This is a genomic window from Pantoea sp. ARC270 (assembly GCF_003236725.1).
Lineage (GTDB): Bacteria > Pseudomonadota > Gammaproteobacteria > Enterobacterales > Enterobacteriaceae > Pantoea > Pantoea anthophila.
Genome location: NZ_PUGA01000008.1, coordinates 51,204 through 69,305 on the forward strand (window position 1 = coordinate 51,204; position 18,102 = coordinate 69,305).

The 18,102-nt window shown below is 57.4% G+C and carries 17 protein-coding genes; 11 read left to right on the forward strand and 6 right to left on the reverse strand.

Annotated features, from left to right (window positions below; translation table 11 throughout):
* Nucleotides 1-47: 47 nt before the first annotated feature.
* Complete coding sequence (locus CKF42_RS05835) at nucleotides 48-869, reverse strand: DUF72 domain-containing protein (protein WP_111207754.1); 822 nt, start codon at nucleotides 867-869, stop codon at nucleotides 48-50.
* 211 nt (nucleotides 870-1,080) lie between these two features.
* On the opposite strand from CKF42_RS05835, the gene aspS reads away from it, so the two are divergent.
* From aspS to ruvB, 6 genes are all read left to right on the forward strand, one after another.
* Complete coding sequence (gene aspS / locus CKF42_RS05840; protein WP_009089718.1) at nucleotides 1,081-2,859, forward strand: aspartate--tRNA ligase; 1,779 nt, start codon at nucleotides 1,081-1,083, stop codon at nucleotides 2,857-2,859.
* Entirely contained in the window at nucleotides 2,859-3,290 is a 432-nt protein-coding gene (gene nudB, locus CKF42_RS05845; protein ID WP_111207755.1) for a dihydroneopterin triphosphate diphosphatase, read from the forward strand. Before aspS ends, nudB begins: the two co-directional genes overlap by 1 nt.
* Nucleotides 3,291-3,568: 278 nt before the next feature.
* Complete coding sequence (locus tag CKF42_RS05850) at nucleotides 3,569-4,312, forward strand: YebC/PmpR family DNA-binding transcriptional regulator (RefSeq protein WP_009089723.1); 744 nt, start codon at nucleotides 3,569-3,571, stop codon at nucleotides 4,310-4,312.
* Between the two features lie 37 nt (nucleotides 4,313-4,349).
* Nucleotides 4,350-4,877, forward strand: a complete 528-nt coding sequence (gene ruvC / locus CKF42_RS05855) for a crossover junction endodeoxyribonuclease RuvC (protein WP_009089725.1) — start codon at nucleotides 4,350-4,352, stop codon at nucleotides 4,875-4,877.
* 95 nt (nucleotides 4,878-4,972) lie between these two features.
* Entirely contained in the window at nucleotides 4,973-5,587 is a 615-nt protein-coding gene (gene ruvA, locus CKF42_RS05860; RefSeq protein WP_009089727.1) for a Holliday junction branch migration protein RuvA, read from the forward strand.
* Nucleotides 5,588-5,595: 8 nt separating this feature from the next.
* Nucleotides 5,596-6,600 (forward strand): Holliday junction branch migration DNA helicase RuvB, encoded by a 1,005-nt coding sequence (gene ruvB, locus CKF42_RS05865; RefSeq protein WP_009089728.1) that lies wholly within the window; start codon nucleotides 5,596-5,598, stop codon nucleotides 6,598-6,600.
* Here the strand turns inward: ruvB and znuB are convergent.
* The gene (znuB, locus tag CKF42_RS05870; RefSeq protein ID WP_009089730.1) at nucleotides 6,597-7,382 is read right to left on the reverse strand and encodes a zinc ABC transporter permease subunit ZnuB; all 786 of its coding nucleotides are present in this window, start codon (nucleotides 7,380-7,382) and stop codon (nucleotides 6,597-6,599) included. The two genes, ruvB and znuB, sit on opposite strands and share 4 nt — an antisense overlap.
* Nucleotides 7,379-8,134 (reverse strand): zinc ABC transporter ATP-binding protein ZnuC, encoded by a 756-nt coding sequence (gene znuC / locus CKF42_RS05875; RefSeq protein ID WP_009089732.1) that lies wholly within the window; start codon nucleotides 8,132-8,134, stop codon nucleotides 7,379-7,381. Before znuC ends, znuB begins: the two co-directional genes overlap by 4 nt.
* 77 nt (nucleotides 8,135-8,211) lie before the next feature.
* Between znuC and znuA the strand changes: the two genes are divergently transcribed.
* The 3 genes from znuA (at nucleotide 8,212) to lpxM (ending at nucleotide 11,604) form a co-directional block, all read left to right on the forward strand.
* Complete coding sequence (gene znuA, locus CKF42_RS05880) at nucleotides 8,212-9,159, forward strand: zinc ABC transporter substrate-binding protein ZnuA (RefSeq protein ID WP_111207756.1); 948 nt, start codon at nucleotides 8,212-8,214, stop codon at nucleotides 9,157-9,159.
* A 13-nt stretch (nucleotides 9,160-9,172) separates the two neighbouring features.
* Complete coding sequence (gene mepM, locus CKF42_RS05885) at nucleotides 9,173-10,504, forward strand: murein DD-endopeptidase MepM (protein ID WP_046101985.1); 1,332 nt, start codon at nucleotides 9,173-9,175, stop codon at nucleotides 10,502-10,504.
* 125 nt (nucleotides 10,505-10,629) lie between these two features.
* Nucleotides 10,630-11,604: a lauroyl-Kdo(2)-lipid IV(A) myristoyltransferase gene (gene lpxM, locus CKF42_RS05890; RefSeq protein ID WP_111207757.1), complete on the forward strand. Its 975-nt coding sequence runs from the start codon at nucleotides 10,630-10,632 to the stop codon at nucleotides 11,602-11,604.
* 27 nt (nucleotides 11,605-11,631) lie between these two features.
* Here lpxM and CKF42_RS05895 read toward each other — a convergent pair whose 3' ends face one another.
* The 3 genes from CKF42_RS05895 to CKF42_RS05905 form a co-directional block, all read right to left on the reverse strand.
* Nucleotides 11,632-12,864 carry an MFS transporter gene (locus tag CKF42_RS05895; RefSeq protein WP_111207758.1) on the reverse strand — a complete coding sequence of 411 codons (1,233 nt, stop codon included), beginning with the start codon at nucleotides 12,862-12,864 and terminating at the stop codon, nucleotides 11,632-11,634.
* An 84-nt stretch (nucleotides 12,865-12,948) separates the two neighbouring features.
* Nucleotides 12,949-14,391: a pyruvate kinase gene (gene pyk / locus CKF42_RS05900; protein ID WP_009089741.1), complete on the reverse strand. Its 1,443-nt coding sequence runs from the start codon at nucleotides 14,389-14,391 to the stop codon at nucleotides 12,949-12,951.
* Between the two features lie 107 nt (nucleotides 14,392-14,498).
* Complete coding sequence (locus CKF42_RS05905) at nucleotides 14,499-15,377, reverse strand: MurR/RpiR family transcriptional regulator (RefSeq protein ID WP_199559860.1); 879 nt, start codon at nucleotides 15,375-15,377, stop codon at nucleotides 14,499-14,501.
* A 364-nt stretch (nucleotides 15,378-15,741) separates the two neighbouring features.
* Between CKF42_RS05905 and zwf the strand changes: the two genes are divergently transcribed.
* Nucleotides 15,742-17,217 carry a glucose-6-phosphate dehydrogenase gene (gene zwf, locus CKF42_RS05910; RefSeq protein WP_009089746.1) on the forward strand — a complete coding sequence of 492 codons (1,476 nt, stop codon included), beginning with the start codon at nucleotides 15,742-15,744 and terminating at the stop codon, nucleotides 17,215-17,217.
* Nucleotides 17,218-17,429: 212 nt separating this feature from the next.
* Nucleotides 17,430-18,068, forward strand: a complete 639-nt coding sequence (locus CKF42_RS05915) for a bifunctional 4-hydroxy-2-oxoglutarate aldolase/2-dehydro-3-deoxy-phosphogluconate aldolase (RefSeq protein ID WP_009089747.1) — start codon at nucleotides 17,430-17,432, stop codon at nucleotides 18,066-18,068.
* Nucleotides 18,069-18,102: the final 34 nt, after the last annotated feature.

Below are 18,102 nucleotides of genomic sequence, written 5' to 3' on the forward strand. Positions count from 1 at the left end.
AGAGGGGCTATTCTATCCAGCGTTCGGCGCGCTGTCCCGTATGGCGTTTAAAACAGTGATGCCTGCTGCGGCCAGTCTGGCCCGTCACCGATGGCCGGATCGATTTGTTGCAGCTGCGGCCACAGCGCCTGCACCAGTGGAAAAACCTGGCCCATATCGGGTGTGTGCAGAAACAGCATGGCGTCACCCTGCTGCTGCCACTCGGCCAGTTTGCTGCGCCAGATCTGAAACAGCGGCACACTCTCTTCCACGCTGTCGCTGCCGATAAAGCGCACCATCGGCTGTGAACCGGTGCGCAGCGCGTGGGGCGGCACCCGCGGCTTCTGCGCCCGGGCGGCCAGCGCGGCCGGACTCTGTGACGTGGAAGCATGCACCGGACGGCTATCGAGCATCACGCGATTTATGCCGCGTGCCAGCAGGCCGCGGTTCAGCGCCCGCTCCGCCTCGCCTTTGGCAAAGAACGCAGGATGGCGCACCTCCACCCCGTAGTGAAAACGGCGTGGCAGGTTGTCGAGAAAACGCCACAGGTCATCGAGCTGCGGCGGGGAGAAGCTGGCAGGCAGCTGCAGCCAGTACTGACCGATGCGATCGGCCAGCGGCTCCATCAGGCGCAGAAAATCGGTCAGCAGATCGTCGCTGTGCTGCAGCGCCGCCTGATGGCTGATGGTGTTGGGAAACTTAAAGCAGAAGCGAAATGCCTCATGCGTCATGTCGCGCCAGCGCATCACCGTTTCAGCATTCGGCAGCGCATACAGCGTGGTGTTTCCCTCCACACAATGGAAATAGCGGGCATAGTCCGCCAGGCTTTCAATGCCCCAGCGTTTCCAGTGTGAGTGCTGCCACTGGGGCAGGCCAATACGCAGTGTCACGCGCGCTCCTCGCGGCCGGTTAAGATACCCTATTATCTGTCAGGCTCAGGCAGGGGGGCAAATGCACAGAGGAAATCGGTGCTTTGGCGCGGATATGTTTATCCTGCCTGGCTTTTTCCATTATAATGGCCGCCATTTTTGCGACAGCATCGCATCAGGTAACGCGGCCGGATGCTGTCAGCTGCAGCGGCGAAGTTAAAAGGATAGTGTTATGCGTACAGAATATTGCGGACAGCTCAATCTGTCTCATGTGGGTCAGCAAGTCACGCTTTGCGGCTGGGTAAACCGCCGTCGCGATCTGGGCAGTCTGATTTTTATCGACATGCGCGACCGTGAAGGCATCGTACAGGTGTTCTTCGATCCCGATCGTCAGGACGCGTTTAAGCTGGCTTCTGAACTGCGTAACGAATTCTGCATCCAGATTACCGGTACCGTGCGTGCGCGTGATGAGAAGAACAAAAACAGCGACATGGCGACCGGTGAAGTGGAAGTGTTCGCCCAGGAACTGACCATCATCAACCGCTCTGAACCCCTGCCGCTGGACTCTAATCAGACCAACAGCGAAGAAGCGCGCCTGAAGTATCGCTATCTGGATCTGCGTCGCCCGGAGATGGTGGCTCGTCTGAAAACCCGCGCCCGCATCACCAGCTTTGTGCGTCGCTTTATGGATGACGAAGGCTTCCTGGATATTGAAACCCCGATGCTGACCAAAGCGACACCGGAAGGTGCGCGTGACTATCTGGTGCCAAGCCGGGTTCACAAAGGGAAATTCTATGCGTTGCCGCAGTCACCGCAGCTGTTCAAACAGCTGCTGATGATGTCCGGTTTTGACCGCTACTATCAGATCGTGAAATGCTTCCGCGATGAAGATTTACGTGCCGATCGTCAGCCTGAATTTACCCAGATCGATGTTGAAACCTCATTCATGACCGCGCCACAGGTGCGTGAAACCATGGAGCGTCTGATTCGCAACCTGTGGCTGGACGTCAAGGGTGTGGATCTCGGTGAGTTCCCGCAGATGACCTTTGCGGAAGCGATGCACCGCTACGGCTCCGACAAGCCAGACCTGCGTAACCCGATGGAGCTGGTGGACGTAGGCGACCTGCTGAAAAACGTCGAATTCCAGGTCTTCTCTGGCCCGGCCAACGATGAAAAAGGCCGCGTCGCCGCGCTGCGCGTGCCGACCGGTGCACAGCTGAGCCGTAAGCAGATTGATGAGTATGGCAAGTTTGTCGAAATATACGGCGCGAAAGGCCTGGCGTGGATGAAGGTCAATGTCCGTGCCGATGGACTGGAGGGCGTGCAGAGCCCGGTTGCCAAATTCCTGAACGCGGAGATCGTTGAGGGCATCCTGAGCCGTACCGGCGCGCAGGATGGCGACATCATCTTCTTTGGTGCTGACCGCGCTAAAGTAGTGGCTGACGCACTGGGTGCCCTGCGCCTGAAAGTCGGTCGCGAGCTGAACCTCACCGACGAGAACGCCTGGGCACCGCTGTGGGTAATCGACTTCCCGATGTTCGAAGAGGACGAAGAGGGCGGTCTGGCCGCGATGCACCATCCGTTCACGGCGCCAAAAGAGATGAGCGCCGAAGAGCTGGCGGCCGATCCGACCCGTGCCGTGGCGAACGCCTACGACATGGTGATCAACGGTTACGAAGTGGGCGGCGGTTCTGTGCGTATCCACAACGGCAACATGCAGCAGACGGTGTTCAGCATTCTGGGTATTGAAGAGCACGAGCAGCGTGAGAAGTTTGGCTTCCTGCTGGACGCGCTGAAGTTCGGTACGCCGCCGCATGCGGGCCTGGCGTTTGGTCTGGACCGTCTGACCATGCTGCTGACCGGCACCGACAACATCCGTGACGTAATCGCCTTCCCGAAAACCACGGCTGCCGCCTGTATGATGACCGAAGCGCCAAGCGAAGCGAACCCGGCTTCCCTGCTGGAGCTGGGCATTCAGGTGGTTAAAAAAGAAAAGCTCGAGAATAAATAATGGGCTATAAACACCCGGTTTCAGTGCTGGTAGTGATTTCGGCGCGTGATACTGGCCGGGTGTTGATGCTGCAGCGGCGTGACGATCCCGCGTTCTGGCAGTCGGTCACCGGCAGCCTGGAGCCGGGTGAGTCTCCGCTGGCGACCGCCTGTCGCGAAGTGAATGAAGAGGTCGGTATTGATGTGCTGGCTGAGCGTCTGGAGATGGAAGATTGTCAGCGTCAAATCGACTTTGAAATCTTTCCCCATTTCCGCCATCGCTATGCACCGGATGTCACCCATAATCACGAGCACTGGTTTCGCCTGCAACTGCCAGCGGAGCGCGATGTGAGGCTGACCGAACATCTGGCCTTTCGCTGGCTGGCAGCGGCGGAGGCGGCAGCATTGACCCGTTCATGGAGTAACCGCCAGGCAATCGAAGAGTTCGCCTGAAAACCTGTCGCCGCACGCTATTCCGGCGACGGAGAGATGATAAGTTGAATCGGGTGAGTGTTAACACAACGACACCACACTATTAAACAGTCGGGCGTCATCGCCGCCGCGACAATGTTCCCCGCCAGCAAGAGGGCACCCGCGTCAGGTTGACCGCGAGGATGACGCGCAGGCTCGCCCGTCACGGGCTGACAGGTTACGACCTGTCTGAGCTACGCCGGAGGACAGGATCGCAGCCAGATCGCCCGCACCCTGTAAAAGATCGGAGAGAAGAGAAAATGGCAGGACACAGTAAGTGGGCTAACACCAAACACCGTAAGGCGGCGCAGGATGCGAAGCGCGGCAAAATCTTCACCAAAATCATTCGTGAACTGGTGACGGCAGCCAAGCTGGGCGGCGGCGATCCGGGGTCTAACCCCCGTCTGCGTGCGGCGATGGATAAAGCGCTGTCTAACAACATGACGCGTGACACCATGGATCGCGCCATCGCGCGCGGTGTGGGCGGCGATGACAACGCCAACATGGAAACCATCATCTATGAAGGGTACGGTCCGGGTGGCTCCGCCATTATGATTGAATGCCTCAGTGACAACCGCAACCGTACCGTTGGCGAAGTGCGTCACGCCTTCACTAAAACCGGCGGCAACCTGGGAACTGACGGCTCCGTGGCCTACCTGTTTAACAAAAAAGGCGTCATCTCCTATGCACCAGGCCAGGATGAAGATGCGGTCATGGAAGCGGCGCTGGAAGCGGGTGCTGAAGATGTGGTCAGCTACGACGATGGCGCGATTGATGTCTTCACCGCATGGGAAGAGATGGGCAGCGTGCGTGATGCACTGGAAGCCGTCGGCCTGAAAGCGGATACCGCAGAAGTCTCGATGATCCCGACCACCAAAGCGGAAATGGATGCGGAAACCGCACCGAAACTGCTGCGTCTGATCGACATGCTGGAAGACTGCGACGATGTGCAGGAGGTTTATCACAACGGTGAAATCTCCGACGAGGTGGCGGAAACGCTGTAATGGCGTTGGCCATCACCGCTTCAACCGGAGAGGCGTAATGTCGATTATCCTGGGTATCGATCCCGGCTCACGCATCACCGGTTATGGGGTTATTCGTCAGACTGGCCGCCAGCTCACCTACCTGGGCAGCGGCTGTATCCGCACCAACACCGCCGAGCTTCCCGCCCGCCTGAAGCTGATTTATGCGGGCGTCTGCGAAATCATCACGCAGTTCGCACCCGACTACTTCGCCATTGAACAGGTGTTTATGGCAAAGAATGCTGACTCGGCGCTGAAGCTGGGTCAGGCTCGCGGTGCGGCGATTGTTGCTGCGGTCAACCACGACCTGCCGGTGTTTGAATATGCCGCCCGTCAGGTTAAGCAGACGGTGGTTGGCATCGGCAGCGCCGAAAAAAGCCAGGTGCAGCACATGGTGCGGACCCTGCTGAAGTTACCGGCAAACCCGCAGGCGGATGCCGCTGATGCCCTGGCCATTGCGATTACGCACTGTCACGTGGCACAGAATGCGACGCGGATGAGTGACAGCAAGCTGGTACTCACGCGCGGACGATTGCGATCCGGTTAACGGCCGCGGCACCGTCTCACTCTCAGGCTGGATATTCATCCAGCCTTTTTTATGTTATAAAATCCGCCACATTCGTAAGTTAAGGAAGCATTCAGGTGATAGGTCGTTTACGGGGCAACATTCTGGAAAAGCAGCCGCCACTGGTGCTGCTTGAGGCACACGGCGTCGGCTATGAAATTTACATGCCTATGACCTGTTTTTATGAGCTGCCTGAACTTCAGCACGAAGCGGTGATTTTTACCCACTTTGTGGTGCGCGAAGATGCCCAGCTGCTGTTTGGTTTTAACAGCAAGCAGGAGCGCACGCTGTTCCGCGAACTGATCAAAGTGAATGGCGTCGGGCCAAAACTGGCGCTGGCGATCCTCTCCGGCATGTCGGCGCAGCAGTTTGTGACCGCGGTGGAAAAAGAGGAGATCGCGTCGCTGGTGAAACTGCCCGGCGTGGGTAAAAAGACCGCCGAGCGTCTGGTGGTGGAGATGAAGGACCGCTTTAAAGGGATGCACGGCGACCTGTTTGGCGGTGATTCAGCCTTTACACTCACCACGCCAGGCCCGGAAGCGGACACCAACGATGCGGAAGCGGAAGCGGTTGCAGCGCTGGTATCACTGGGTTATAAACCGCAGGAAGCGAGCCGTATGATCAGTAAAGTCGGTCGACCGGATGCGGATTGTGAAACCCTGATCCGCGAAGCGCTACGCGCCGCCATTTGAGGTAAGTGATGATAGAAGCCGACCGTCTGGTCTCCGCTGCCAGCGTTAACGAAGAAGAGATTATCGATCGCGCCATCCGGCCAAAACTGCTGAATGAGTATGTCGGACAGCCACAGGTGCGTGAGCAGATGGAGATTTTCATCAAGGCCGCACAGCTGCGCGGTGATGCGCTTGATCATCTGCTGATCTTCGGTCCGCCGGGGCTGGGTAAAACCACCCTGGCGAACATCGTCGCTAACGAGATGGGCGTTAACCTGCGCACCACCTCGGGCCCGGTACTGGAAAAAGCCGGGGATCTGGCGGCGATGCTGACCAACCTTGAGCCGCACGACGTGCTGTTTATTGATGAAATCCACCGCCTCTCGCCGGTCGTGGAAGAGGTGCTCTATCCGGCGATGGAAGATTATCAGCTGGATATCATGATTGGTGAGGGCCCGGCAGCCCGTTCGATTAAGCTCGACCTGCCGCCGTTTACCCTGATTGGTGCTACTACCCGTGCCGGCTCACTGACCTCGCCACTGCGCGACCGCTTTGGCATTGTGCAGCGGCTGGAGTTCTATCAGGTTAAGGATCTGCAGCACATCGTGGGCCGCAGCGCCGCCTGTCTCGGTCTGGCGCTGAGTGATGACGGTGCGTTAGAGATCGCCCGCCGCGCCCGCGGCACGCCGCGTATCGCCAACCGTCTGCTGCGCCGGGTTCGTGACTTCGCCGAAGTCCGGGCCAACGGTGAGATGAGCGGTGAAGTCTCCTGCAGTGCGCTTGATATGCTCAATGTGGACAGTGAAGGCTTCGACTATATGGACCGCAAGCTGCTGCTGGCCATTATCGATAAGTTTATGGGTGGGCCGGTCGGACTGGACAACCTGGCGGCGGCCATCGGTGAAGAGCGCGAAACCATCGAAGATGTGATTGAACCCTTCCTGATTCAGCAGGGCTTCATTCAGCGCACACCACGTGGCCGTCTCGCCACGCAGCATGCTTATCGTCACTTCGGCATTACTCGCGAAGATTAAACGGCGGGCTTGCGCACCATGCTGAAGATAAACAGGATGGCGGCGCACAGCACCACTGACGGGCCGGCTGGCGTATCATAGAACGCGGAGAAGGTCAGCCCGCCGGTCACAGCGATGACCCCGATCACTACCGCGACGGCTGCCATGCCTTCCGGCGAACGAACAAAACGCCGGGCGGTCGCCGCCGGTATGATCAGCAGCGACGTGATAATCAGCGCCCCCACGAACTTCATCGCGACACCGATGGTCAGTGCGGTGATCAGCATCAGGATCAGCCGGGTGCGCTGAATATTGACGCCATCCACCTGCGCCAGCTCCGGGCTGATGGTCATCGACAGCAGCGATCGCCACTGCCATGCCATCACCAGCAGCACGACCACCACGCCACCGCCCATCATCCAGAGATCGTCTGGCGTCACTGCCAGCAGATCGCCGAACAGATAGGCCATCAGATCGACGCGCACATTCTTCATCAGGCTGACGACCACCAGACCCAGCGACAGCGCGCTGTGCGCCATGATCCCCAGCAGCGTGTCGATCGCCAGATGGGGGCGCCGTTCCAGCCAGACCAGACCCAGCGCCAGGCAGACCGTCACCAGAATGACCGCGTAATAGGGATTTACGTTAAACAGCAGGCCAAACGCCACGCCGAGCAGGGAGGCGTGTGCCAGAGTGTCACCAAAGTAGGACATCTTGCGCCAGACGACAAACGAACCCAGCGGGCCGGCAGCCAGCGCTAACATCACGCCGCCTATCCAGCCCGGTAATAACAACTCAATCATGATGAACTCTGTCCTTTGCGTAAAACGATACGTCCCTGAAGGTCGTGACGGTGATTATGGTGGTGACGGTAGATCGCCAGCTCCTGCGCACCGCGCGGACCAAACATGGCGATAAATTCGGGATGCTGTGACACCGCTTCGGGGGTACCGGAACAGCAGATGTGGTGATTCAGGCAGAGCACTTCGTCGGTTTTGGCCATCACCAGGTGGAGGTCGTGAGAGACCATCATTACGCCGCAGTTCAGTTCAACGCGCAGCTGATTGATCAGATCATAGAGGGCGACCTGACCGTTGACATCCACCCCCTGCGTCGGCTCGTCCAGCACCAGCAGCTGAGGCTGGTTGAGCAGGGCGCGCGCCAGCAGCACACGCTGCGTTTCGCCGCCCGAGAGTTTCTGCAGCGGCGCGTTGAGTAAGTGGCCCGCCTGCACGCGTTTCAGGGCGGGGAGGATCTCCGCCTGTTTACTGCCGCGGGTCAGACGCATAAAGCGTTCGACGGTCACCGGCAGCGTCGGATCGATATGCAGTTTCTGTGGCACATAGCCAATACGCAGATCGGCATGGCGCTGAACCGTCCCGCTGGTGGGGGCGAGCAAACCCAGCACCACACGGACGAGCGTAGACTTACCGGCGCCGTTAGGCCCGAGCAGGGTGAGAATACGGCCAGGCTGCAACGCCAGGCTGACGCCCGATAAGACGTTGCGCTGGTTAAATTTTATCGAAACGTTATCAAGTGTGACAAGTGAGGTCATAGTATTTACAGGTTGCACAGAATTTCGAATGTTATAATATCACATTCCACTTCATGGTCACGATGGAATGACGCAATATGTTACATAATAAAAAAGGCGCAATTTTCGCCTTATCGGCCCTCGCTGTTTCAGCTTCGTTAACCCTTCCTGCAGAGGCAAACGTCGTCGCCTCATTAAAACCGGTCGGTTTTATCGCCGCAGCCATTGCCGATGGTGTTACCCCGGTTGATGTCCTGCTGCCAGATGGTGCCTCTGAACACGATTATGCCCTGCGCCCCTCTGATGCAAAACGCTTAAAAAACGCGGACTTAGTCGTCTGGGTTGGCCCTGAAATGGAAGCGTTTATGGCGAAGTCTGCATCTGAACTTCCGGCCAAAAAAAATCTCGCTATGGTCGACATCGACGGCGTAAAACCGTTATTGATTAGCGGCGGTGAAGATGAAGATGAACACGCAGCGGAAAATTCTGAAGAACAGGATGCCGATGCACATCACCATCATCACGGTGAGTTTAATATGCACCTGTGGTTGTCGCCAGAGATAGCGCGCAAGACCGCGGTTGCAATCCATGGAAAATTATTGGAACTTATGCCGCAAGATAAAGCCAAACTTGACGCCAACCTCCAGCAGTTTGAGGTAGCGTTGGCAGATACGGACAAACGCGTTAGCGCACAACTTGCTCCGGTCAGAAATAAAGGATATTTCGTTTTTCACGACGCTTACACGTACTTTGAAAAGCACTACGGTCTCTCGCCTGCCGGGCATTTTACCGTGAATCCTGAAATTCAGCCGGGCGCACAGCGTTTACACCAGATACGAACACAGTTGGTTGAGCAAAAGGCGGTCTGCGTCTTTGCTGAGCCACAATTCAGGCCAGCAGTCATAGATGCTGTTGCCCGCGGAACGCAGGTGCATAAAGGCACGCTCGACCCGCTGGGGACAGACATCAGTCTGGCAAAAGACAGCTATGTGAAATTCCTCTCACAGCTGTCGGGCCAGTATGAAAGCTGCCTGAAAGGAGCATGAGGAATAGGTAAAAGTGCAGCAGATAGCCCGCTCTGTCGCCCTCGCATTTAATAATTTGCCGCGCCCCCACCGCGTAATGCTGGGTTCTTTAACTGTAGTCACTCTGGCCGTCGCTGTCTGGCGGCCTTATGTTTACCATCCCACCGATGACGTGACGCCTATCGTCAAAACGATCGAGCTGGACAAAAGTGAACTTCGTACGCTGCTGCCAGAAGCCAGTGAGCCTATCGATCAGAGCACACCGGAACCGGACGAAGAGCTGCCTGCGGATGATGTCGACACCGACGTGCCAGATACGGCAGGCGTGCATGACTACACCGTCTCTTCCGGCGATACGCTGAGCAGCGCCCTGAATCAGTATGGCATCGACATCGCTGACATCAATGCGCTGGTGGTGAGCGACCGCGATCTGCGAAATCTGCAGGTGGGTCAGCAGCTGAGCTGGACGCTGGATGATGATGGCGGTTTGAAAACCCTGAGCTGGGAAATCTCCCGTCGTGAAACCCGCACCTATGAGCGCACCCCGAAGGGTGGCTTTAAGATGGAAGCGGAGATGCAGAAGGGTGAATGGCGCAACAGTGTCATGCAGGGCGAAGTGCGTGGCAGTTTTGCTGCCAGTGCCATGCGGGCCGGACTGAGCGGCGCTGAAGCAAGCGCCGTCATTAAAGCGATGCAGTGGCAGATGGACTTCCGCAAGCTGCGTGCCGGTGATCAGTTCAGTGTTCTCATGTCGCGCGAAATGCTGGACGGTAAAAGTGCACAGAGCCAGTTGCTGGGCGTGCGCCTGCGCAGCGGGGGCAAAGACTATTACGCGTTCCGTGCCGAAGATGGCAAGTTCTACGATCGCAGCGGCTCGGGCCTGGCGCGCGGCTTTATGCGCTTCCCGACGGTTAAGCAGTATCGTGTATCCTCCAACTTTAATCCGCGCCGTCTGAACCCTGTGACGGGGCGTATTGCGCCGCACAAGGGCGTCGACTTTGCACTGCCGATCGGCACGCCGGTACTGGCTGTCGGGGATGGTGAGATCGTGGTGGCGAAAAATGGCGGTGCTGCCGGTAACTATGTTGCCATTCGTCATGGCCGTCAGTATATGACGCGCTATATGCACATGAAGAAAGTGCTGGTGAAGCCGGGTCAGAAAGTGAAGCGCGGTGACCGTATCGGCTTGTCCGGTAATACCGGACGTTCAACCGGGCCGCACCTGCATTTTGAAATCTGGATCAATAATCAGGCGGTCAATCCATTAACGGCGAAACTGCCGCGCATGGAAGGCCTGACCGGTAAAGAGCGCAGCGAGTATCTGGCGCAGGTGAAATCCTGGCTGCCGCAGCTGGGCCTTAAGTAAGCGATTTTCATCAGGTTGCACAAAAACCGACGGTTTCCCCGTCGGTTTTTTGTTATCCGGACCGTGATGATTGCAAATTTGTTTGCCGCCACTATCATTAGCCGGTCATTGCTTGAGGCGAGTGCATGGAAACCCGTAAAAAAAATAACACTGAATTCATTCCCGTTTTTGAACGATCTTTTCTCAAACCGAAATACTGGGGCAGCTGGCTGGCGATTGGCGCACTGGCCGGCCTGGCTTATTTACCGCCGAAAGTGCGCGATCCGCTGTTAAGCCGCTTAGGCCGGTTCGCCGGTAAGCTGGCAAAGGGTGCACGTCGTCGTGCGCTGATTAACCTCTATTACTGCCTGCCGGAACTCAGCGAAGCGCAACGCGCCACGCTGGTGGACGAAATGTTCGCGACTGCACCGCAGGCGATGACGATGATGACCGAGCTGGTGCTGCGCGATCCGGCCCGCATTCGTCAGCGTGTCGAATGGCATGGTCGTGAAATCATCGACCAGATGAAAGCCGCGCAGGAGAATGTGATTTTTCTGGTACCCCACGGCTGGGCGGTGGATATTCCGGCCATGCTGCTGGCGTCAGAAGGGCAGAAGATGGCGGCGATGTTCCATAATCAGAGCGATCCGCTGCTTGATTATGCATGGAACACCGCGCGTCGTCGTTTCGGTGGCCGGATGCATGCCCGAAATGATGGCATTAAGCCGTTTATCAGTTCGGTGCGCCAGGGCTACTGGGGCTACTATCTGCCCGATCAGGACCATGGCGCCGAGCACAGCGAGTTTGTTGACTTCTTCGCGACCTACAAAGCAACGCTGCCCGCAGTCGGGCGGCTGATGAAAGTGTGTCGCGCCCGCGTGGTGCCGCTGTTCCCGGTCTATAACAGTGAACGGCATATTCTTGAAATCTATGTGCGTCCGCCGATGGATGATCTGCTGGAAGCGGATGATCATCAGCTGGCTCGCCGGATGAATGAAGAGGTGGAAATTTTTGTCCGCCCGCATCCTGAGCAGTACACGTGGATCCTCAAGCTGCTGAAGACCCGCAAAGAGGGTGACATCGAACCCTACTCGCGCAAAGAGCTCTATCCACGCAAATAGTCAGAAGGCCGCGCAAGCGGCCTTTTTTTATAACGCGTCCAGTTTGCTGCGACGCTTTCGCTCGCGCATAAACAGGACCACCAGACCAAACCACAGCACGCCACTGATAAAGTTGATCAGGCAGAACCAGAGTGTGCCACCGCTGAAGTAGCCACTCTTCGCCAGCTCAATCCCCACTGCCAGCGTCAGAATACTGATCATCCCCAGCATCGCCGCCACGCTGCCTTTACCCTCATTGCTGGCGTACAGCGTCAGGCGGTAGAGCCCGGCGTTCACCATGCCTGCACCAAAAGCGTAGAGGCTGAGACCGGCCGTAATCAGCAGATAGCCATGGCTGTTCAGCAGGCTCGCCACCAGCGCCAGGCTCAGACCGGTCAGAATCGGCCAGGCAGCAAACTTCACCGGCTGCTCAATCGGCACGCGTCCCGCCAGCTTACTCAACGTCAGGTTGCCGGCGATCATCGCCATAAAGACCGGAAGCTGCAGCAAGGCATACTGCATCCGCGACAGGCCTTCGTCATGCATCAGGATCACCGGCGAGAGGGCAACCCAGGTGAGGATCGGGATAAAGACCATGCCGATGGCAAAAGAGCCGGACATCACCAGCCGATCCTTCATCAGCCGGCCATAGTTGCGCGCCAGGCTGGGCAGGGCGATAGAGTGGCTGCGGTCGCCCGCGGTTTCGGGCATGACCCGCCACAGCACCGCAAACGCCACCAGGCTGCAGGCGGCAAACAGCCAGAACATGCTGCGCCAGCTGCCGACGGTCAGCCAGGCAGCACCGGCCAGCGGGCCGGCCAGGGGAGCCAGCAGCGCCACGTTGGCCATCAGCGCCATCATGCGCACCGCCAGCGCCTCATCAAAGGCTTCCTGAATCGCGGCATAACCCACTGCGCCAATAAAGCAGAGGCTGATGCCCTGAACAAAGCGCAGGCTGACAAACTCTTCAATGGAGCTGACCCAGTTGGTCAGGATACAGGCGATGGCAAAAAACAGGATGCCGGCGAGCATCACCGGGCGGCGGCCAAACTTATCAGAGAGCGGGCCAAGCAGCCATTGCAGTACCACGCCGCCAATCAGGTAGGCGGTCAGTGAGGTGGAGACCCACTCCGGGCCGACAGCAAATTCGCTGGTGACGATCAGCATGCCCGGCTGGATCATGTCGTGAGCAATATAGGTGGCAAACTCAAACAGCACTAATGCCAGAGGGAAAAGCAGAATCCGGCCGGTCAGCTGGCTGATGGGGTGAAAACGGGCCATCTGGCCTCCTTGTCAGAAAAGAAAACGCGACTGGCTGGCAGTCGCGTTACTGATTCTACACTGACAATGTCAATCCGGGCTTAATTAATCCACGCGCAGCACGCGGCTGGTATTGGTCGTGCCGGTGGCACCCATCACATCACCCTGCGTCACGATGACCAGATCGCCGGATACCAGGAAACCTTTGTCACGCAGCAGATTGACGGCATCGTGTGCCGCAGCCACACCGTCATTGTTGCTGTCGAAGTAGACCGGGGTGACGCCGCGATAGAGCGCGGTGAGGTTCAGCGTGCGCTCATGGCGTGACATGGCAAAAATCGGCAGGCCTGAGGTGATGCGCGAGGTCATCAGCGGCGTACGGCCCGACTCGGTCATGGTGATGATCGCGGTCACGCCCTGCAGATGGTTCGCGGCGTACATGGATGACATCGCAATCGCTTCTTCGATGTTATCGAACTGCACGTCCAGACGGTGTTTGGAGACGTTAACGCTCGGGATCTTTTCCGCGCCCAGGCAGACTTTCGCCATCGCCGAGACGGTTTCAGCCGGATACTGGCCTGCGGCGGTCTCCGCGGAGAGCATCACGGCGTCGGTGCCATCCAGTACGGCGTTGGCCACGTCCATGACTTCGGCACGGGTCGGCATCGGATTGGTGATCATCGACTCCATCATCTGTGTCGCGGTGATGATGGTGCGGTTAAGCTGGCGGGCGCGGCGAATCAACGCCTTCTGAATGCCGACCAGTTCCGGGTCGCCAATTTCGACGCCCAGGTCGCCACGGGCCACCATCACCACGTCAGAGGCGAGAATGATGTCATCCATCGCTTCCTGGCTGGCGACCGCCTCAGCACGCTCCACCTTCGCGACCAGACGGGCATCACAACCCGCTTCACGCGCCAGACGACGCGCCAGGTTCATATCCTCGCCACAGCGCGGGAAGGAGACGGCCAGATAATCGACCTTGATTCTGGCGGCGGTAATAATGTCCGCCTTATCTTTTTCAGTCAGGGCTTCCGCCGACAGGCCGCCGCCCAGCTTGTTGATGCCTTTATTGTTCGACAGCGGGCCACCCACGGTGACTTCGGTGAAGACTTTCATGCCCTGAACTTCCAGCACTTTGAGCTGCACGCGGCCATCATCCAGCAGCAGGATATCGCCTGGCACCACATCTTCCGGCAGGCCTTTATAGTCGATGCCCACCCGCTCTTTGTCGCCTTCCCCTTTACCCAGGGTGGCATCCAGCAGGAAGCGGTCGCCGATATTCAGGAAAACTTTGCCTTCTTTGAAGGTCGAAACACGAATTTTTGGCCCCTGAAGGTCGCCAAGGATCGCAACATGGCGGCCCAGTTTAGCGGCAATCTCACGCACTTTATCCGCACGAAGCTGGTGATCTTCTGGCGTGCCGTGAGAGAAATTGAGTCGTACAACGTTCGCGCCCGCCGCGATGATTTTTTCAAGATTATTGTCGCGATCGGTGGCCGGGCCGAGGGTAGTAACGATTTTGGTTCTTCTGAGACGTCTTGACATCGGGGACTCCGTAAACATTTAAGCGTGTCCGGATCAGTGGACACAGCATGGTTATCTATTCTATATGATCGACAGCGTGTGATACGACTCACATTGTAAATGTGATGTTAATTTTTTTGCGGTGCATCCTCTTTCCCTGGAAACTGCTTTTCGTAACGCGACGCTTTCAGCGCCTCTTTCACGCGCTTCAGGTTTTCGCGGAACGGCGCACCCCGTTCGAGGGTAAAGCCGGTCGCTAACACATCGATCACGGTCAACTGCGCCAGGCGCGACACCATCGGCAAATAGACATCAGTATCTTCCGGGACATCAAGCACTAAAGCGATGGCGGCTTCATCGGCAAGGGGTGAATCGGGAGAGGTGATGGCAATAACGGTGGAACCGTTTACACGGGCCAGGCGAGCCAGTTCTACCATATTTTTTGTGCGCCCAGTATGTGAAATGAGAACAAAAACGTCACCGGCTCGACTATTTATGCAACTCATGCGCTGGATCACAATATCGTCAGACCAGATGACAGGAATATTAAAGCGCAGGAATTTGGTAAAGGCGTCATGGGCCACCACCGCGGAGGCGCCCAGACCGAAAAAGGCGACTTTATCGGCCTGCGCAAGCTGAGTGACCGCCTGCTGCAGCCGCGAACTCTCCAGCTGATCCCGAACCCGCTGCAGACCTGCCAGCGCGGAGTCAAAGATTTTGTGGCTGTAGTTCTCCACACTGTCATCCTCCTCCACACCCCGGCTCACCCAGTTACTGCTCTGCACCAGGCTTTGCGCCAGCTGCAGTTTAAAGTCGGGAAAACCGCGTGCGCCTAAACGGTGGCAGAAGCGGTTTACCGTGGGCTCACTGACGCAGGCTTCGCGTGCCAGAGTGGCAATGCTGGCGTGCATCGCCGCCTGCGGCGCCGCCAGAATCTGCCGGGCGACTTTCTGTTCCGCTTTACTCAGCGAAGCGAGCTGCACCTCAATTTTTTCCAGCATGTTCATAAGCTGATGACCATTATCATTTTTAGCAATTTCAGAAATCCCTGTCGTCAGAGCTGATTAACAGAGACTATATCGCGTCAGCGGGGCGCGGGCGCAGTGACGGACAAGCCGATTTGCGTTTTTTTTGGGATACTTTGACCCCGGGCAAATTTCACTGACACCTCCGGATACAGAAAAAACCGACAATCCGCACGCGTCATCACACCGGTTTTGCTTATCCGGTACAGAGTTAATGCGGTTAGCCCGGCGAGTCGGTTTACCTGGCGCAGGGAAAAAAGTACATTGTGCGGAAAGAAAATAATAACCTGGACCCGGTGGCAGAGGATGCATCACCACCGGACTATCCTGCAACGAGGAGAGGAAAATGGCGGTAACACAAACAGCCCAGGCATGCGATCTGGTGATTTTCGGTGCCAAAGGCGATCTTGCACGCCGTAAACTGTTGCCTTCACTGTACCAGTTAGAGAAAGCGGGTCAGATCCATGAGGAAACCCGCATTATTGGTGTCGGACGTGCTGAGTGGGACAAAGCGGAATACACCAAAGTGGTACGTGAAGCGCTGGAAACCTTCATGAAGGAGAAAGTTGACGAAGCGCTGTGGGATAAACTCAGCAACCGTCTCGACTTCTGCAACCTCGATGTCAACGACACCACGCACTTCCCTAAACTGGGCAAGATGCTCGATCAGAAAAACCGCACCACCATCAACTATTTCGCCATGCCGCCGAGCACCTTTGGTGCCATCTGTCAGGGACTGGGCACGGCGAAACTGAACGCCAAACCGGCGCGTGTTGTGATGGAGAAGCCGCTCGGCACCTCACTGGAAACCTCACAGGAGATCAACGACAGCGTTGGCGAATACTTCGATGAGAGCCAGGTGTTCCGTATTGACCACTATCTGGGCAAAGAGACGGTGCTAAACCTGCTGGCGCTGCGCTTCGCGAACTCCATCTTCGTGAACAACTGGGACAATCGCACCATTGACCACGTGCAGATCACCGTGGCCGAAGAGGTGGGTATCGAAGGCCGCTGGGGTTACTTCGACAAAGCGGGCCAGATGCGTGACATGATCCAGAACCATCTGTTGCAGATCCTGACCATGATCGCCATGTCGCCGCCATCCGATCTCAGCGCAGACAGCATCCGCGATGAGAAAGTTAAAGTGCTGCGCTCGCTGCGCCGCATCGACCAGACCAACGTGCGTGAGAAAACCGTGCGCGGTCAGTACACCTCCGGCTTTGTACAGGGTAAAAAAGTCCCGGGCTATCTGGAGGAAGAGGGCGCCAACAAATCGAGCGCGACCGAGACTTTCGTGGCGATTCGCGTCGATATCGACAACTGGCGCTGGGCGGGTGTTCCGTTCTACCTGCGTACCGGTAAGCGTCTGCCAACCAAATGTTCTGAAGTCGTGGTCTATTTCAAAAACCCTGAGATGAACCTGTTTAAAGACTCTTACTCAGAGCTGCCGCAGAACAAGCTGACCATTCGTCTGCAGCCGGACGAAGGGGTGGATATCGAAATCCTGAACAAAGTGCCAGGCCTCGACCACAAGCATAAGCTGCAGACCACCAAGCTCGATCTGAGCTACTCTGAGACGTTTAACCAGTCGCACCTGGCCGATGCTTATGAGCGTCTGCTGCTGGAGAGCATGCGCGGAATCCAGGCGCTGTTTGTGCGTCGCGATGAAGTTGAAGCGGCATGGACCTATGTCGACTCCATCATCAACGCCTGGGCTGCGGATGGTGACTCATCCAAACCGTATCAGGCTGGCACCTGGGGTCCGGTGGCCTCAGTCGCGATGATTACCCGCGATGGCCGTTCCTGGAACGAGTTCGAATAACCGTCGTCATGAAGAAGCCCGCAACGCGGGCTTTTTTTTTGCCCCTCACCTGACTGGCGCAGGCAGATAAAACTGAACTGCCGTTTCAAAATGAGAGCAGGGTAATGGACGCTCCGGAAGCCGATCATGTATGGTAGTGTCATCATTACAGGGCAGGAGCCGAAGCTCCGTGACCGGGCTGCTATCCCGGTGTTATTAATCAAGGGGAACTGATGAAAAACTGGAAGATGAGTGCTGAACAGATTCTGACCACCGGGCCTGTGGTACCGGTCATCGTCGTGAATAAGCTGGAACATGCCGTGCCGATGGCAAAAGCGCTGGTGGCGGGCGGTGTCCGGGTGCTGGAAGTGACGCTGCGCACGCCCGTCGCGATGGAGGCGTTGCGTGCGATGATCAAAGAGGTGCCGGAGGCGATTGTGGGGGCGGGAACCGTCATCAATCCGCAGCAGCTTCAGCAGGTGACCGATGCCGGCGCGCAGTTTGTTATCAGTCCGGGGATTACGGAATCACTGCTGAAGGCCGCGGTGGAAGGGCCGGTTCCCCTGATTCCCGGTATCAGCACCGTCTCTGAACTCATGACCGGAATGGACTACGGTCTGCGCGAATTTAAGTTTTTCCCGGCCGAGGCGAATGGCGGTGTCAAAGCGCTGCAGGCCATTGGCGGGCCTTTCCCGCAGGTCCGTTTTTGCCCGACTGGCGGGATCTCTCCGGCAAACTACCGTGACTATCTGGCGCTGAAAAGCGTGCTCTGCATCGGCGGTTCCTGGCTGGTGCCGAATGATGCGCTGGAAGCGGGCGACTGGGATCGCATCACCCGCCTGGCGCGTGAAGCCGTTGAAGGCGCGAAGTAAGCTGAAGCGGTGAGCGTTTGCTCACCGCACGCTG

Bases quoted from the DNA above. Each gene is read 5' to 3' on its own strand.
- aspS (WP_009089718.1), top strand. From the start codon at position 1,081: ATGCGTACAGAATATTGCGGACAGCTCAATCTGTCTCATGTGGGTCAG.
- nudB (WP_111207755.1), top strand. From the start codon at position 2,859: ATGGGCTATAAACACCCGGTTTCAGTGCTGGTAGTGATTTCGGCGCGT.
- CKF42_RS05850 (WP_009089723.1), top strand. From the start codon at position 3,569: ATGGCAGGACACAGTAAGTGGGCTAACACCAAACACCGTAAGGCGGCG.
- ruvC (WP_009089725.1), top strand. From the start codon at position 4,350: ATGTCGATTATCCTGGGTATCGATCCCGGCTCACGCATCACCGGTTAT.
- ruvB (WP_009089728.1), top strand. From the start codon at position 5,596: ATGATAGAAGCCGACCGTCTGGTCTCCGCTGCCAGCGTTAACGAAGAA.
- znuB (WP_009089730.1), bottom strand. From the start codon at position 7,382: ATGATTGAGTTGTTATTACCGGGCTGGATAGGCGGCGTGATGTTAGCG.
- znuC (WP_009089732.1), bottom strand. From the start codon at position 8,134: ATGACCTCACTTGTCACACTTGATAACGTTTCGATAAAATTTAACCAG.
- znuA (WP_111207756.1), top strand. From the start codon at position 8,212: ATGTTACATAATAAAAAAGGCGCAATTTTCGCCTTATCGGCCCTCGCT.
- lpxM (WP_111207757.1), top strand. From the start codon at position 10,630: ATGGAAACCCGTAAAAAAAATAACACTGAATTCATTCCCGTTTTTGAA.
- CKF42_RS05895 (WP_111207758.1), bottom strand. From the start codon at position 12,864: ATGGCCCGTTTTCACCCCATCAGCCAGCTGACCGGCCGGATTCTGCTT.
- pyk (WP_009089741.1), bottom strand. From the start codon at position 14,391: ATGTCAAGACGTCTCAGAAGAACCAAAATCGTTACTACCCTCGGCCCG.
- CKF42_RS05905 (WP_199559860.1), bottom strand. From the start codon at position 15,377: ATGAACATGCTGGAAAAAATTGAGGTGCAGCTCGCTTCGCTGAGTAAA.
- zwf (WP_009089746.1), top strand. From the start codon at position 15,742: ATGGCGGTAACACAAACAGCCCAGGCATGCGATCTGGTGATTTTCGGT.
- CKF42_RS05915 (WP_009089747.1), top strand. From the start codon at position 17,430: ATGAAAAACTGGAAGATGAGTGCTGAACAGATTCTGACCACCGGGCCT.